The organism is Micromonospora sp. CPCC 205739, from assembly GCF_036906795.1.
Lineage (GTDB): Bacteria > Actinomycetota > Actinomycetes > Mycobacteriales > Micromonosporaceae > Micromonospora.
Genome location: NZ_JBAKHS010000006.1, coordinates 74,451 through 89,451, shown reverse-complemented (window position 1 = coordinate 89,451; position 15,001 = coordinate 74,451). Strand labels below are relative to the sequence as shown.

At 72.4% G+C, this 15,001-nt stretch carries 17 protein-coding genes; 6 read left to right on the top strand and 11 right to left on the bottom strand.

The window, feature by feature from the left end:
- Window positions 1–117 precede the first annotated feature (117 nt).
- From V6U88_RS12055 to V6U88_RS12040, 4 genes are all read left to right on the top strand, one after another.
- Entirely contained in the window at window positions 118–912 is a 795-nt protein-coding gene (locus tag V6U88_RS12055; RefSeq protein ID WP_334452480.1) for a hypothetical protein, read from the top strand.
- 87 nt (window positions 913–999) lie between these two features.
- Window positions 1,000–1,341 (top strand): YkvA family protein, encoded by a 342-nt coding sequence (locus V6U88_RS12050; RefSeq protein ID WP_334452479.1) that lies wholly within the window; start codon window positions 1,000–1,002, stop codon window positions 1,339–1,341.
- Between the two features lie 40 nt (window positions 1,342–1,381).
- Window positions 1,382–1,801, top strand: coding sequence for a pyridoxamine 5'-phosphate oxidase family protein (locus V6U88_RS12045; protein ID WP_334452478.1), 420 nt, complete (start codon window positions 1,382–1,384; stop codon window positions 1,799–1,801).
- A gap of 379 nt (window positions 1,802–2,180) precedes the next feature.
- A complete protein-coding gene (locus tag V6U88_RS12040) occupies window positions 2,181–2,870 on the top strand; it encodes a C39 family peptidase (protein ID WP_334452476.1) in 690 nt (229 codons plus the stop codon).
- A 59-nt stretch (window positions 2,871–2,929) separates the two neighbouring features.
- On the opposite strand, the gene V6U88_RS12035 is transcribed toward V6U88_RS12040, so the two are convergent.
- From V6U88_RS12035 to V6U88_RS12005, 7 genes are all read right to left on the bottom strand, one after another.
- Entirely contained in the window at window positions 2,930–4,090 is a 1,161-nt protein-coding gene (locus tag V6U88_RS12035) for a M20/M25/M40 family metallo-hydrolase (protein ID WP_334452475.1), read from the bottom strand.
- On the bottom strand, window positions 4,090–4,896 hold the full coding sequence (locus V6U88_RS12030) for an amino acid ABC transporter ATP-binding protein (protein ID WP_334452474.1): 807 nt from the start codon (window positions 4,894–4,896) through the stop codon (window positions 4,090–4,092). The genes V6U88_RS12035 and V6U88_RS12030 overlap by 1 nt, the downstream gene beginning before the upstream one ends.
- Window positions 4,893–5,747, bottom strand: coding sequence for an amino acid ABC transporter permease (locus V6U88_RS12025; protein WP_334452472.1), 855 nt, complete (start codon window positions 5,745–5,747; stop codon window positions 4,893–4,895). The genes V6U88_RS12030 and V6U88_RS12025 overlap by 4 nt, the downstream gene beginning before the upstream one ends.
- A gap of 121 nt (window positions 5,748–5,868) precedes the next feature.
- Complete coding sequence (locus V6U88_RS12020) at window positions 5,869–6,819, bottom strand: transporter substrate-binding domain-containing protein (RefSeq protein WP_334452471.1); 951 nt, start codon at window positions 6,817–6,819, stop codon at window positions 5,869–5,871.
- A gap of 91 nt (window positions 6,820–6,910) precedes the next feature.
- Window positions 6,911–7,789, bottom strand: a complete 879-nt coding sequence (locus V6U88_RS12015) for a MurR/RpiR family transcriptional regulator (RefSeq protein WP_334452470.1) — start codon at window positions 7,787–7,789, stop codon at window positions 6,911–6,913.
- A 62-nt stretch (window positions 7,790–7,851) separates the two neighbouring features.
- Complete coding sequence (locus V6U88_RS12010) at window positions 7,852–9,279, bottom strand: hypothetical protein (RefSeq protein ID WP_334452469.1); 1,428 nt, start codon at window positions 9,277–9,279, stop codon at window positions 7,852–7,854.
- Window positions 9,280–9,496: 217 nt separating this feature from the next.
- A complete protein-coding gene (locus tag V6U88_RS12005) occupies window positions 9,497–10,756 on the bottom strand; it encodes a cyanophycinase (RefSeq protein ID WP_334452468.1) in 1,260 nt (419 codons plus the stop codon).
- Window positions 10,757–10,923: 167 nt separating this feature from the next.
- Between V6U88_RS12005 and V6U88_RS12000 the strand changes: the two genes are divergently transcribed.
- Window positions 10,924–11,523, top strand: coding sequence for a hemerythrin domain-containing protein (locus tag V6U88_RS12000; RefSeq protein ID WP_334452467.1), 600 nt, complete (start codon window positions 10,924–10,926; stop codon window positions 11,521–11,523).
- A 51-nt stretch (window positions 11,524–11,574) separates the two neighbouring features.
- On the opposite strand, the gene V6U88_RS11995 is transcribed toward V6U88_RS12000, so the two are convergent.
- Window positions 11,575–12,036, bottom strand: coding sequence for an Lrp/AsnC family transcriptional regulator (locus tag V6U88_RS11995; RefSeq protein WP_334452466.1), 462 nt, complete (start codon window positions 12,034–12,036; stop codon window positions 11,575–11,577).
- Between the two features lie 100 nt (window positions 12,037–12,136).
- On the opposite strand from V6U88_RS11995, the gene V6U88_RS11990 reads away from it, so the two are divergent.
- Window positions 12,137–13,039 (top strand): SMP-30/gluconolactonase/LRE family protein, encoded by a 903-nt coding sequence (locus V6U88_RS11990; RefSeq protein WP_334452464.1) that lies wholly within the window; start codon window positions 12,137–12,139, stop codon window positions 13,037–13,039.
- Between the two features lie 60 nt (window positions 13,040–13,099).
- On the opposite strand, the gene V6U88_RS11985 is transcribed toward V6U88_RS11990, so the two are convergent.
- The 3 genes from V6U88_RS11985 to V6U88_RS11975 all read right to left on the bottom strand — a co-directional run bounded on the left by V6U88_RS11985 (window position 13,100) and on the right by V6U88_RS11975 (window position 14,954).
- Window positions 13,100–13,348, bottom strand: a complete 249-nt coding sequence (locus V6U88_RS11985) for a ferredoxin (RefSeq protein WP_334452462.1) — start codon at window positions 13,346–13,348, stop codon at window positions 13,100–13,102.
- Window positions 13,349–13,385: 37 nt separating this feature from the next.
- Entirely contained in the window at window positions 13,386–14,594 is a 1,209-nt protein-coding gene (locus V6U88_RS11980) for a cytochrome P450 (RefSeq protein WP_334452460.1), read from the bottom strand.
- A 189-nt stretch (window positions 14,595–14,783) separates the two neighbouring features.
- Window positions 14,784–14,954 (bottom strand): antitoxin, encoded by a 171-nt coding sequence (locus V6U88_RS11975; RefSeq protein WP_442934619.1) that lies wholly within the window; start codon window positions 14,952–14,954, stop codon window positions 14,784–14,786.
- Window positions 14,955–15,001 lie beyond the last annotated feature (47 nt).

The window sequence follows — 15,001 nt, the reverse complement described above, 5'->3', positions numbered from 1 at the left end:
GCCGGACCACCGTCCCGCCCCGTCGCGGCGCGCGGTCCGTCCGTTTCCCCGGGTACGCCCACCGCCCCGCTCGCCCCGGCCCGCCCGTCCATCGTTCCCGCCGTGAGGTGCTGATAGATGCCGACCGTCTTCTCCTCCGTCCTGCCCGACGTCCCCGCCGCCGCCGTGATCTGGCTGCTCCTGCTCACCGTCGCGGCCGTCGCCGTCGCCGCGCTGGTCGTCCGTCCAGACTGGCTGCGCTCCGCCGTCGCCGGGCGGATCCGGCAGGCCGCGCTGCCCAGCACCATGGAGGTGGCCGAGGAGGAACGCGAACGCCACCGGTACGCCGGCGAGGTGGCGGTGGCCGCCGAGCGCGCGTCCACCACCGCCGGGCGGCGGCGCGCCGAGTGGCTGGTCGCCCAGGAGGAGGTCGAGGCGGCCTGGGCGGCGTACGAGGCCGCCGAGGCGGACGTCCGCCGGCTCTCCGCCGCCGCCGCCATGCCGCTGCCGGGCACGGTCCGCACCCCGGCCGAGTACGCCGACCGGGAGCGGTACCTGCACCGGGCCGCACTGGACGCGTACGAGCGCAAGGAACTCTCGGAGGAGCAGCTGAGCGACGTCTTCGCCCACCGCAACGGCTGGGACCCGCGGCGGCACCCGGTCGAGCAGGAACTGATGCTGCACCGGGGCATCCGGGACAACCTGGCCGCCCGGCACCGGGCCGCGGTGGAGCGGGAGCGGGAGGCGTGGCGCGCGGCCGACATGGCCGCCGCGGCGGCCCGCAGCCTGCGGGAGGAGGCCTTCGCGGCGCTGGACCGCCGGCCGGAGGGGGCCGAGTCGGTGGTGCCGATGCCGGAGACCCGGCGGCCGGTCGCCGAGCCGGCCCGGGAGTCGGCGGGCGTCGCGCGGGGACGGGCCGTCGCCGCCTACTGACCCCGACCCGCGCCGACCGCGGTACGGGCGTCGCCCGTCGAGGGCCACGTCCGCGCGGCGGGTGCCTGGTTCGGCTAGCGTGACGGCATGTCCCGCGAGACGTTGGTCCTCGTCGTCATCGGCGCCATCCTGGCGCTGGCGACGCTGGTCGGCGCGGTGCTGCTGGCGATCCGGGTGGTCCGCACCCGCCGGATGCTCGGCACGCTGGGTGTCGGGGGCAAGGTGGCCTTCTACGGCGCGCTGGTCTACGCGATCTTCCCGGTGGACGTGCTGCCCGACCCGATCTTCCTGGACGACATGGGGATCCTCGCCGGGGCGCTGATCTATCTGACCCGGCTGGCCCATCAGCGCCGCAAGGACGCTCTCCGGTCGCCCGGCCAGCCGGACACTCCCCCTGGTCAGGACCGGGTACGCCGCCCCGTGCCATGATCGGGCGGGCCGGCGCAGCACCGGACCGGAAGGGACGGACATGGCCGGCGATCATCGGTTGGACCCGCACGACGAGCGGGTCGTCGCGTTCTGCCGGGAGCGGCATCTCGCCACGCTGACCACCCTGCGCGCCGACGGCACCCCGCACGTGGTGCCGGTCGGGGTCACCTTCGACCCGGACGCCGGGCTGGCCCGGGTGATCACCTCCGGTGGCTCCGCGAAGGCCCGGCACGTCGCCGCCGCGGGTCCGGACGGCACACCGGTCGCGGTCTGCCACCTCGACGGGCGGTGGTGGCTGACCATCGAGGGGCGAGCGGTGCTCCGCACCGACCCGGCGTCGGTAACCGAGGCCGAACGCCGCTACGCCGAGCGCTACCGCCAGCCCCGCCCGAACCCCGAACGCGTCGTCATCGAGATCACCGTCACCCGCCTCCTCGGCTCCCTCCCCCCAACCCCCTGACCCACCCCCACTTGACGCCCTGGCCGGCTCGCGCTTTCCGAAAAAACTGGCTATTTCGCGCCGCTTGGTCACGCTTTCTCCGAAAGTGCGCGCAGGTGACTGACGCCGCGCGCGCGAGGTTTGGGGTGGATGTCCGGTTGGACCGTGATGGCGGTCACCGGGGGTGCGGAATCGGGGGCCGCAGCGGCTGGTTACGTCTTCGTACGCAGGGTGCATGGCTGGTGACGGGCCGGAATGGGTCCGGGCCGGCCGTCGTTGCACCTCCGTGAGCGAGCGGCGGGCCGAGCGGTCCGCAGTTCCCCTGATGAGCCGAGCGCCTTTCCCGGTGCTGCGTCCGGTCCCCGTGACCGGGCGTCAACCCCCGAACGGAGTCTCGACCATGAACACGATCTTTCGTAACGGCATGCTGTCCGTCGCCGGCCTGGTGATGACCGGTGGCGCCGTCGCCGCCCCCGCCCTGGCCGCGCAGGCCACGCCGGCCGAGAAGGCGGCCTCCGTCGTCTCCGACCAGGGCAGGGACAAGGGCGAGGGCAGGGACAACAGCAAGGACAAGGGCAACAGCAAGGACCAGAGCCGCGCCGGCTACGAGTACCAGGCGCAGCCCAACTTCTACTACTGTGGCCCGACGTCGACCGGGATGGCCCTGTCCGCCGCGGCGGGCAAGACCGTCAGCCTGGACGAGCTGGCCGAGAAGCTGGGCACCACCGAGAACGGCACCGACTCGGCGTTCGACATCACCCGGGTGCTGAACGAGTACACCGACGGCAAGTACAAGACCACCGAGCTCAGCACGGACGTCGCCTCGAAGGAGCAGATCGAGCGGCTCCGGGCGGACGTCAAGGCCGCGGTGGCCGCGGGTGAGCCGATCGTCGCCAACGTCCTCGGCAACGCGTACGACGTCGACGGCAACGTGCGCGGCTTCCCGGGTCACTACGTGACCGTGGTGGAGTACAAGGACAACGGCAACACCGTGAAGATCGCCGACCCGGCGGCCCCGGACGTCCAGGAGTACTGGATGGAGACCGCCGAGCTGGCCAACTGGATCGCGGGCCGCGGTTACAGCTCCTGATCCCGCACCATCGACCGAGGGCCGGTCTCCCCGCCAGGGGAGGCCGGCCCTCGGCACGTTCAGCGGCGGGCCACCTCGTCGATCAGGCCGGCGAGCAGCGCCACCCGGGGCACCACCGAGTCCAGGTCCAGCCACTCGGCCGGGCTGTGGTCGTCACCACCGACCGGGCCGAGCCCGTCCAGCACGGTCGCCCCCGCCTCGGCCAGCAGGTTGGCGTCGGCGCAGCCGCCGGTGGCGGTGTGCGAGACGGGCAGGCCGAGGCCCGCGCCGACCTTTCCGGCCAGCTCGGCCAGCCAGCGCTCCTCCGGCCCGGGTTCCCACGGCGGGGTGGGGGCGTGCACGGCCAGCTCGGCGCGTACCCCGGGGACGGTCGGCTCGTCGACCAGCCGGCGGATCTCGGCGAGCGCCGAGGCGTACTCCCCGGTGTGCCAGGCGCGCAGGTCGACCAGCATCCGGGCGCGGTCGGCGACCACGTTGGGCCGGCCACCGGCGTCCAGCACGCCGACGTTGACCGTGACGCCGGGCCAGCGCCTGTTCAACGCGTCGAGCGCGACGGTCAGCCGGGCGGCGGCGAGCAGCGCGTTCGCCCCGCGCTCCGGCTCGATGCCGGCGTGCGCGGCTCGGCCGCGCAGCACGATCTCCAGGTCCGCGACGCCCTTGCGCGCCGACACCAGATCGCCGTTGTCGCGGGCGCATTCCAGGCAGAGGGCCACGTCGGCCTCGGCGCCGAGGGTACGCAGCAGCGGGCGGCTTCCCGGCGAGCCGATCTCCTCGTCCGGGGTGCAGACCAGCACCAGCTCGCCGTACTCCTCCCGGCCCAGCCCGATCAGCACCTCGGCGGCGGCGAGCCCGGCGAGCAGGCCCCCCTTGTCGTCGCTGACCCCCGGCCCGTACGCCCGGCCGTCGTGCACCCGCAACGGCCGGGTGGCGGCCGTGCCGGGCGGGAAGACGGTGTCGAGGTGTCCGGCGAGCAGGATCCGCCGCTGTCCCCGGCCCCGCCGCCGGGCGATGAGCACGTCACCGAGCGGCGTGCCGGACGGGTCGGCCACCGGTTCCCGCTCGACCGCCAGCCCGGCCGCCAGGCACCAGGTCTGCACCAGGTCGGCGGCCTCGCGCAACCCGTCGACCTGACCGGAGCCGGAGTCGACGGCGACCAGCCGGGCCAGCCGCTCGTGGTACGCCCCGAGCCGGTCCCCGGCCTTCGCGAGCAGTGGATCCATCAGAGCACCTTCTCCAGGAAGGAGCGGGTGCGCTCGTGGCGGGGGTTGCCCAGCACGTCGGCCGGCGCCCCCGACTCCACCACCACACCCCCGTCGAGGAAGGCGACGCTGTCGGCGACCTCGCGGGCGAAGCCCATCTCGTGGGTCACCACCACCATGGTCATGCCGTCGGCGGCGAGCCCCTTCATCACGTCGAGCACGTCACCGACCAGTTCCGGGTCGAGCGCGGAGGTCGGCTCGTCGAAGAGCATCAGCTTGGGGTGCATGGCCAGCGCCCGGGCGATCGCCACCCGCTGCTGCTGGCCGCCGGAGAGCTGGCCCGGGTAGCTGCCGGCCTTCTCGGCCAGCCCGACCCGCGCCAGCAGTCGCATCGCCTCGGCGCGGGCCGCCTCGCGGGGTGTGCCGAGCACCCGTACCGGGGCCTCGATGACGTTGCCGAGGGCGGTGAGGTGCGGGAAGAGGTTGAAGCGCTGGAACACCATGCCGATGTCCCGGCGACGGCGGGCCACCTCGCGGGCCTTGAGTTCGTGGAGCCGGTCGCCCTGGCGGCGGTAGCCGACCAGGTCGCCGTCCACCCAGAGCTGGCCGCCGTCGATCCGTTCCAGGTGGTTGATGCAGCGCAGGAAGGTGGACTTGCCCGAGCCGGAGGGGCCGAGCAGGCAGGTCACCTCCCCGGGCGCCACGGTCAGGTCGATGCCCTTGAGCACCTCGACCGGGCCGTACCGCTTGGTGACGCCCTCGGCGCGCACCATCGGCCTGCCGGTCTGCTCCGCAGCCGGCACGGCGGCCTTCTCCGTCACCGTCATCGGACGCCTCCCCGGGCGAAACCGCGGCCGAACCGCCGCTCGATCAGCCACTGGCCGGCCGAGAGCAGGCTGACCAGGGCGAGGTACCAGATTGCGGCCACCACCAGCAGCGGGATGACCTTGTAGTTGTTCTGGTAGACGGTCTGCACGGCGGTCATCAGGTCACGACCGGCGATGATCGACACCAGGGCGGTGGACTTGAGCATGGTGATGGTCTCGTTGCCCATCGGCGGGATGATCACCCGCATCGCCTGCGGGAGCACCACCCGGCGCAGGGTGAGCGTGGGGCTCATGCCCAGGGCGGCGGCGGCCTCGGTCTGGCCGGCGTCGACGGCGAGGATGCCGCCGCGGATCACCTCGGCGGCGTACGCCATCTCGTTGAGCGACAGGGCCAGCACGGCGGCGACCGTGCCGGTCACCACGACGCTGGTCGGCTGGTCGAACAGGACGGTGTCGGTGAACGGCACGGTCAGGGTGAGCCGGGGGAAGAGCGCCCCCAGGAACCCGAAGAAGATGATCTGCACGAGCAGCGGGGTGCCCCGGAAGACCCAGATGAAGGCCCAGGAGACGCCGCGCAGCACGGGGTTGGCCGACAGTCGCATCACGGCGAGCAGTACGCCGCCGACGGTGCCGAGCACCATCGCCAGCAGGGTCAGCCAGAGCGTGGTGACCACGCCGTCGAGGACGTAGTCCTTGAAGAGGTATTCCCGGATCGTGCCGGGTTCGAGGTTGGGGCTGTCCAGCAGGGCCCGGGCGAACAGGACGGTCAGCCCGACCACCAGCAGCGCGGTCAGCCAGCGCCCGTAGTGGCGTACGGGCACCACCCGTACGGTCTCGGTGTCGCTCGTCATTGCGGTGCCTCCCGATCAGGCGATGGTGCGGCGGTCGCCGGGCGCCACTTCCGGGCCCGCCCTCACGGATTCGAAAGGGCGCCCGGCGACCGCGGTCGGTGGGGGTGGTGGTCCGCCAGGGTCAGTCGATGGCCTGGTCGATCGTGGCCTGCTTGATCGCGATCGGGGTCTGCTTCCACTGGGCGAGGATCTTGCCGTAGGTGCCGTCGTCGATCAGGGACTGCACGGCCGCCCGGTACGCCTCGGCCAGCTCCTTCTTGGCCTTGAGGAAGCCGAACCCGTTCGGGCTGGCGAGCCAGCCGTTGGGCGCGCTGGAGTCCTCGACCAGCTCGGCCTTGCCGGTGAGCGTGGCGGCGGTGTCCACCAGGTTGACCTTGGTGGCGGCCACCACCTCGACGTTGCCGGCGATCAGGGCCTGCACCGCCTGCGGGTTCTCCGGGTACTCCTTGACCTCGATGGCCTTGCCGGCGGGGCAGCTGTCCTTGGTGTAGTTGGCCAGGTTCTTGGCCTGGTTGCTGGCCTTCTGCACGGCCACCTTGCGACCGCAGAGGTTGGCCACGCTCTTCACCGCGAGCGGGTTGCCGGTCTTGACGAGGAAGCCGGTGCCGGAGGCGGAGTAGTCGACGAAGGTGGCGACCTGCTGGCGCTCCTTCTTGTCGGTGATGCCGCCGGCGATGGCGTCGTACTTGCCGGCCTGGAGGCCGGGGACGAGGCCGTCGAAGGGCTGCTGGCTGAAGGTGGCCTTCAGCCCGAGCCGGGCGGAGGCGGCCTGGAAGAGGTCGTAGTCGAGGCCCTTGAACTCGTCGTTCTTGCCCTCGACCTTGAAGTCGATGAAGGGCTGGTACGGGGCGTTGGTCGCCACCGTGATCGTGCCCTTGCCGCGCAGGTCGGCGGGGACCTTCTTGGCCAGGGCGGAGTCGGTGTCGACCGCGCCGACGCCCTCGATGGTCACCGAGACCTTGGTGACCTCGCCACCGGAGCCGGCGGCGGTGGTGCTGGTGCCGCCACAGGCGGCGGTGGCGGCAAGGAGGGCCGTGGTCGCGCCGACCATGGCGAGTTGACGGATGCGCATGAGGTGTCCTTCCGGGGGCCAGAACGAACCAGCCCCCGGACTGTAACGCACGTTACGATTTCGGTGGGGTTACAATTTTCTGTAACGCCGGTCAGCCGCCCCCGAACGTCTGCTGGGCCGCCTCCATCGCCTTGAGCCGCGAGCCGGCCACCGGTCCGAGCCGGTCGATCACGGCCGCGACCACGGTCTCCACCAGCGCCAACGCGGGCACGAAGCTGTCGTACGGCGACGGCGACTCCACCCGGCTGGGCAGCACCACCTCCGCCAGGCCCGCCACCGGCGAGAGCCAACGGTCGGTGAAGAGCACCACCTTGGCGCCCCGCGCGGTCACCTCCCGGGCCAGCGCCAGGGTCGGCTCCTCGTACCGGCGGAAGTCGAAGAGCGCGAAGAGGTCCTTGCGCCCCACGTCGACCAGCATGTCGGTGCGCTCGACCGGCGTGCCCGGGAGCAGGCGGCTGCCGCCGCGCACCTGCATCAGGTGCAGCACCAGATAGTGGGCGAGCAGCCCGGAGAAGCGCCCGCCGACCGCGGTGACCCGCAGCTGCTGGTCGGCGAAGAGGCGGACCGCCGCGTCCAGCTCGCCCTGCGGCAGCTCGGCCAGGGTGCCCGCGACGGCCTCCGGCAGGCTGGCCGCGGCGCGCGGCAGCGCCCCCTCCGGCGGCGCGCCGGTGCGTTCCGCCGCCCGGTACGCCGACAGCGGCGAGGTCTCCCGCTCGGCCAGCTCCTCCCGCAACGCCCGCTGGAACTCCGGGTACCCGCCGAAGCCGAGCCGGGCCAGGAAGCGCAGCACGGTCGGCGCGCTCACCTCGGCACGCTCGGCGAGCGAGGCGACGGTGCCCAGGCCGGCGGCGGGATACGAGGCGAGCAGCGCCCGGGCCACCCGGCGCTCGGCGGGGCTGCACTCGCCGAGCCGCTGCCGGATCAGCGCGGCGACGCCGACGCCGTGCGGCTCTTCATCTGGGTTCGACACGCGCAGAGCGTAGCCGGGCGCGGAGCGGGCCTCGCCCGCTCCGCGCCCGAGGGGGGAAGGTGTCAGGACTTGGTGACGGTGCAGGTGTAGTCGGCGGTACCCGAGCCGGAGTACGCCTCCACGTCGAGGTAGTACGTCGCGCTGCCGGAGGCGCTGCGGGTCAGGCTGGCCGACTCGTCGGTGCCCGCGCCGTCCTCGACCGAGCGGGTCACCGTGCTGCCGGCCGAGTCGAGCAGGTAGATGTCGGCGTCGTACGCGGTCGGCACCGCGCAGCTCACCGACAGGGTCTGCTGGCTGTTCAGGGTCAGCGCGTAGTAGTCCCGGTCGGTGGAGCTCTTCATGTCGCCCGTGACGGTCAGCGGGTAGGTGTTGCCGGAGACGTCGTTGGCGGCGCTGCGCGAGTCGTTCGGCTCCGCCTCGCTGAAGCTGCTCCCGCCCGACGGGGGCGGGGTGGTCGAGCAGTTGGTGACCGGGGTACCGCTGTAGAGGCTGCTGCTCGGCACGCCGGCGTTCACGCTCTTGAGGTAGTACCCGCAGGTGGGGCGGTTGGCGAAGTCGTAGGTCTGGCCGCTGGTCAGCTTCCAGATCTTGAAGTTGGAGTAGGTCAGCGGCTGGCCGGAGACCGCGACCTCCGGCTGGTGGTCGCCGAGGACGACGTACGCGCTCGGCCCGCTCAGCGTGGCCAGCCCGTTGCGGTCGATGAAGAGCGAGGCGCCCTCCTCGACCCCGACGCCCCACGCCTTGCCACCACTGGTCCGGCCGTCCTTGATCGCCCGGGCCACGAAGGCCATCGTGCGACCCATCCGGTCCCGGGTGACGAAGTGCGAGTCGTTGATGGTGTTCGCGTAGTTCGGCCAGCGGAACATGCCGGTGGTGAAGGTCAGCGACCGGTCGTACGGGTCGTCGAGGGCGATCGCCGAGGTGGTGCTCGCCGCGCAGGCGTCGTACACGATGTCGCTGTTGACGTGGTGCCCGGCGCTGCCGCCGCCGACGCCGCCGCCCTTGGCCACCACCGACTCGACGGACGCCTCCAGCGCGGTGCCCTTCCAGGCCACGTACCGGCACTGGTCGCCGCCGGCGAAGTAGACGAACTCGGCGTTGCGGATGTCGGTGTTGACCTGCGCGTTGTCGCCGTCGCGGGCGGCGGTGAGGGTCAGCGTGGTGCAGGAGTTCACCCCGGTCAGGCCGGTGATGACGTCACACTCCGGGGTGGTGGTGCCCGAACCGGCGACGACCACCACGTCGATGGAGCCGGTGCCGCCGCGGATGGCGTTGATGGCCTGGTTCATGGTGGCGGTGACGATGCCGCCGGAGCCGTTCATCGTGTACGCCGGGCCGGACCAAGCGGTCCGGCTGACGTCCGCGCTGCTGCCCTGGCGAATCCGGGTGACCTGGGCCTGGGCGGCGGTCACGCCGATCGGGGCCAGGGTGATCAGGACGGCGGCGGCGGCCACCACCGACAGTCGGCGGGGGTTGCGGGAAGGGGACATGGGCACCTCCGAGGGGCCACGGATCGATGAAACAGAAGTTACATCCATTAAGTTCATTGCTCAATAAGTAACTTCTGTTACATCCAGATGACGTCCCCGCCAGGCCTGTCCGGTGCCGCGCAACGGAACGAGCGTGACGACCCCGAGGTATCAGAACGCCTCGGAGTCGTCACGCTCGCAGTGACCTACGGTTGGCCGGCCGGACCGGCCCGGAGCGTCAGGCGGGGCGGATCCCGATCACCGCGTTGACGAAGGAGGCCGTCGACCCGGCCCGGTAGCCGGCGAAGCCACGTCCCCGGGTCACCTCGGCGGCGAACTGCGGATCCTTCTCGTACGAGGTGCCGGAGGTCGAGGTGCAGCCCGCCTGGTTCACCAGGCCCTCGGCCAGCCCGACCAGGGCGTAGTCGTAGAAGACGTCGTCCGACGGCGGCACGGTGCACGGCCCGGCGGCCGGGGTCACCTTCTCCTTGCCCGCCGCGATCACCGGCTGCCAGCGCTCGGCCCGGTAGCGGTCACCCTCGGTGAGCCGACTCCACCGGACGCCCTCGACGCCCCACACGCCGCCGGTGCTGGTGACCCGCGCCCGGCGCAGGTCCAGCACGCTGACCCCGCGCTGGCCGATCACCCGCAGCGACTGGTGCCGGCCCCCGACCCCGGTCACCTCCAGCGCGGTGTTCTCGTCCAACCCGAACACCCGGTCGTTGCCGGTGTCGGCGGCGAGCCGGATCGAGCGGGCCTCCCGGCCCCGGCGGGAGAAGTGGGTGTCCAGCAGCCCCTCGGTGAAGAAGCCGAAGCCGCCCTTGGGCAGGTAGCCCAGGACGCCCGGGTCGTCGAAGTAGCCGGGCTTCGCGCCGTCCCGCAGGCCCGGCTCGGTGGAGCCGCCGGTGATCATGTCCTTGCCGGCCATGATCTGCGCGCCCGCGCTGGTCCCCGCGACGACCGCGCCCGAGCGCAGCTTGCGCCGCACGGCGGCCAGGGCCGCCGAGTCCCGCTGGGCGGTACCCCGGGTCATCGTGGTGATGTAGCGGTACTGGTCACCGCCGCCGAAGAAGAAGCCGGTCATCAAGTCGATCTGCTTCGCCACCGCCGGGTCGTCGGCGGCCTCCGGGTGGTCCAGGTCGATCGGAATCCACTGCGCGTCGGCCGCGCCGTAGGAGGTGAACAGCTTCGCGTAGTAGTCGCCGTTGCAGACACTGTTGTTGCAGTCCGGGGTGTCGGCGTCCGGGTCCTCGGAGGGCACCGGGGCGGCGGCGGTGAAGATACCGATCCGGGCCTTGCCGGTGCCGCCGGCCAGCCGGACGATGTCGCCGTAGATGGTGGCGTTGTCGTCGGCGAGACCACCGCCGACCAGCACCAGACTGCCACCGGCGCGGTGGTGGGAGGGGCTGGCGGAGGCCGGTGCGGCGACCGCCGGCACGCTCAGCACGACCGCCGCGCCCGCGCTGACCCCGATGGTCAGCAGGCGGTTCAAGGGCATGACTGCTCCTCACTGGTAACCGTGAGGGCGGGCCGGGGAGAAGCGTACGCCGACGGTGCCGACGCGACAACGGGCGCTGCGTACCGGATCCGCCGGAGGAGATTCGGTCGGCGGCAAAGGGGTACCAGCCCCACAACCGACCGTCCGCAACCGGTAAGGGGCACCAGATGAGCCATCACGAGAAGAGCCACCAGGACGTCGTGGACGTGCTGATCTCCGACCACCGCGAGGTCGAGTCGATCTTCGTCGAGCTGGAGACCCGGCAGGGCACGCCGGAGCACCGCCGTCAGCTCGCCGACGTGGTCATCGCCGAGCTGGTCCGGCACTCCATCGCCGAGGAGGCGTACGTCTACCCGACCGCCCGCAAGATGTTGCCGGACGGCGACCGGGTCGCCGACCACGAGATCTCCGAGCACGCCGACGCCGAGCGGACCATGAAAGACCTGGAGTCGGTCGACCCCTCGGACCCCCGCTTCGACCAACTGCTCGCCCACCTGACCAGCACGATCCGGCACCACATCGAGGACGAGGAGGCCGACCTCTTCCCGCGCCTGCGGGCCGCGGTGGCGCACGAGGAACTGGTCGAGCTGGCCGGCAAGGTGCAGGCCGCGAAGAAGTCCGCGCCGACCCGCCCGCACCCGGCCGCCCCGGACCGTCCGCCGGCGAACAAGCTGCTCGCTCCCGGTGCCGGTCTGGTGGACCGGATGCGCGACGCGCTCAGCGGCCGGCCGACCTCGATGGCGGACCTGCGCGAGAAGCAGCACTGACCCGATCGTCTCGCGACGGCCACGCCCACCTGGGTCTGGCCGTCGCGTCGTTCAGGGGACGGCCGTCGGCGGGCGGGGATCGAGGGGACGTTCGAAGAACGTCTCCAGCACGACGATGGTCCGGGTGCCGGTGACCCCCTCGACTCCGAACAGCCGACGAAGGGTGGCCTGGAGCTGTTCCGGGGTGCCGACGCGGATCTTCACGAGCACCGAGGCGGGGCCGGCCACCACGTGCGCCTCCTCCACCTCGGGCAGGGCGGCCAGCGCCTCGTGGGTGGGCCGGTCCCCCATCCAGGCGTTCGCCTCGACCATCACGAAGGCCAGCACGCCCCGGCCCACCGCGGCCGGGTCGACGTCCACCGTCGTACGCCGGATGACCCCCTGCTCCCGCAGCTTGCGGACCCGTTCGTGCGCGGCACCGGTGGAGAGCCCGACCGTCGCGGCGAGCGCGGCGTACGACTGGGTGGCGTCCCGTTGCAGGGCCGCCAGCAACTCGCGGTCGATGTCGTCCACCGAGCCTCCTTGAATCGCATCCGGCCGGATAATGAGCTGACCGACTCTGGTTCGGTCATGTTAGCGTCCTGCCGAACGCAATCACAGGGGGTGGCAGACGGTGGACAGGTTCAGGACCCGCTTCGAGGTGTGTGACGAGCGGTTCCGGCGGGTAAACGGCGACGAGTGGGTGGAGTGCCTGTGGACCGGCGGGCGGTGGCTGGAGGGGCCGGCCTGGTTCCCCGCCGGGCGGTACCTGCTCTTCAGCGACATCCCCAACGACCGGGTGCTGCGCTGGGACGAGACCACCGGTGCGGTGGGCGTCTTCCGGCACAGCGCCGGTTACGCCAACGGGCACAGCGTCGACCGGCGTGGCCGGCTGCTCAGCTGCGAGCAGGGCAACCGCCGGGTCACCCGCACCGAGCCGGACGGCTCCGACACCGTGCTGGCCGACCGGTGGCGCGGCAAGCGGCTGAACAGCCCGAACGACGTGGTCGAGCACTCCGACGGGTCGATCTGGTTCACCGACCCGAGCTACGGCATCGACAGCGACTACGAGGGCAACCGGGTCGAGTCGGAGATCGGCGGCAACCACGTCTACCGGGTCGACCCGGACAGCGGCGAGGTACGGCTGGTCGCCGACGACTTCGGGCAACCCAACGGCCTGGCCTTCAGCGCCGACGAGTCCACCCTGTACGTCGTCGACACCCGACACAAGCACCTGCGCCGCTTCGCCGTCCGCGACGACGGCACGCTGACCGGCGGGGAGGTCTTCGCCACCTGCGACGCCGGCTCCTTCGACGGCGTACGGCTGGACGAGGCCGGCCGGGTCTGGGTGGCCGCGCACGACGGCCTGCACTGCTTCGATCCGGACGGCACCCTCCTCGGCAAGCTGCACATGCCGGAGGTGGTCGCCAACTTCACCTTCGCCGGCCCGAAGCGCAACCACCTCTACCTCTGCGCCTCCAGCTCGCTCTACACGCTGCGGGTGAACGTCAACGGCGTGCGCTACCCGGGCTGGTGACCGGGCGTTCGCCCGGGTGGCTGACGCTGCCGGCCACCCGGGCGCGCCCCCGCACCCGGCTCACGGCTCGGGCGCGATCCGGCTTCCCTCCACGTCGGACACGATGATCGCCTCCATCGGGCACGACTCGGCGGCGTCCAGCACCTGATCCGCCGGGGCGATCCGTTCGGCCAGCGGGCGGGAGAGCCCGTCCACCAGCAGGAAGTGGGTGGGCGCCGCGCCCGCGCAGATCCCCGACCCGATGCAGCGGGTGGGATCGACGAAGACCCGCCAGCGGGCGGCGTCGCCCGCCGCGCCGCCGGCGCTCACCGGCGCCACCGTCCGGCCGTCACCGCCCGCTCGGCGCTCACCAGGACACCGGCATCGCGGTCAGGCCCCGGACCAGCAGGCCGCTCTTCCACGTCAGCTCCGACTCCGGCACCGCGAGCCGCAGCCCCGGGGTACGCCGCAGCAGGGTCTCCAGCACCACCTGGAGCTCCATCCGGGCCAGTTGCGCCCCGACGCAGTGGTGCACGCCGTGCCCGAACCCCACGTGCGGATTGGCCTCCCGGGCCAGGTCCAACCGGTCCGGGTCGGCGAAGACCCGCTCGTCCCGGTTGGCCGAATGGATCGACACCACCACCGGCTCACCGGCCCGGACCAGTTCGCCGCCGAGTTCGACGTCCTCCAGGGCGTACCGGGGGAAGGCGGCGGTCGCGCCGAGCGGGATGAAGCGCATCAGCTCCTCGACCGCCGTCGGCACCAGGGCGGGGTCGGCACGGAGCCGGTCCCAGCCGTCCGGCTCGGTCAGCAGGACGTACACCATGTTGGGGATCTGGGTCACGGTGGTCTCGTGGCCGGCGGCGAGCAGGCCGGCGGCCAGCCGCGCCACCTCCTCCTCGCTGAGCCGGTCGGCGTGCTCGTCGCGCGCCCGGACCATCGCGCCGATCAGGTCGTCGGTCGGCGCGGTCCGCCGCTGGGCGATCAGCCCGGCCATGTACCCCAGCAGCTGCTCGACGTAGCTCTCGGCCACCTCCGGCGGCAGGGACGTGGTCGAGACGATCGCCTCCGACCAGGTGTGGAAGCGGTCCTGGTCGGTGACGGGCACCCCGAGCAGGTCGCAGATGACCCGGATCGGCAACGGGGTGGCCAGGTGGGCGACGAGGTCGGCCGGCGGCCCGGCGGCGACCATGGCGCCGACCAGCTCCTCGGCGACCGACCGGGTGCGCGGGCGCAGCTCCTCCACCCGGCGGGCGGTGAACGCCTTCGCGACCAGCCGGCGCAGCCGGGTGTGTTCCGGCGGGTCCATCTGGAGGATGCCCGTGTCGGCCTGCCGTGGACTGTTGCGGGGCTCGTCGCGGCCGACGGAGGCGGCCCGGCTGAAGCGGGGGTCACCGAGCACGGTCCGCACGTCGGCGTGCCGGGTGGCCAGCCAGGCGGGCTCGCCGAACGGCATCCGGATCCGGGTCAACGGCTGCTCCTGACGCAGCCGGGCGTAGCGGGGGTCGACGTCGAGCCGGTGGGGGTCGCTGAACGGGTAGGGCTGCGGGATGGTCGGCTGGGCAGTCTCGGTCACCGGGGGTGGCTCCCTCTGGTCCGCGGCCCGCCGCGCCGGGCGGGGCCGTCCGCTCCGCACGACTCCACGGTGAGTCATGCCACGACTGCGGATCGTAGCGAGCCCGGTCGATGCTGACCAGAGCGCGGGCCACCCGGATACGCCGCTGCCGGACCACCCAGCGGGTGATCCGGCAGCGAAAAGGCGAGGTCAGCGACCCTGGTCGCCCTCACCAGTACGCGCCTGCGCCATGTCGACGGCCTTGTCGGTCTGCTCGTCGTACTTGCCACCGGTGCGCTGGTCGGCGGTCTCGCCGGCCTTCTCCAGGCCCTGGTCGACCTGCTTGTCGTGCTTGTCGGCCATGTCCTTGGCCTTGTCCATGAAGTCACTCACGACGGTCCTCCTCGCTCGGTACCCTCTGCGTTCCC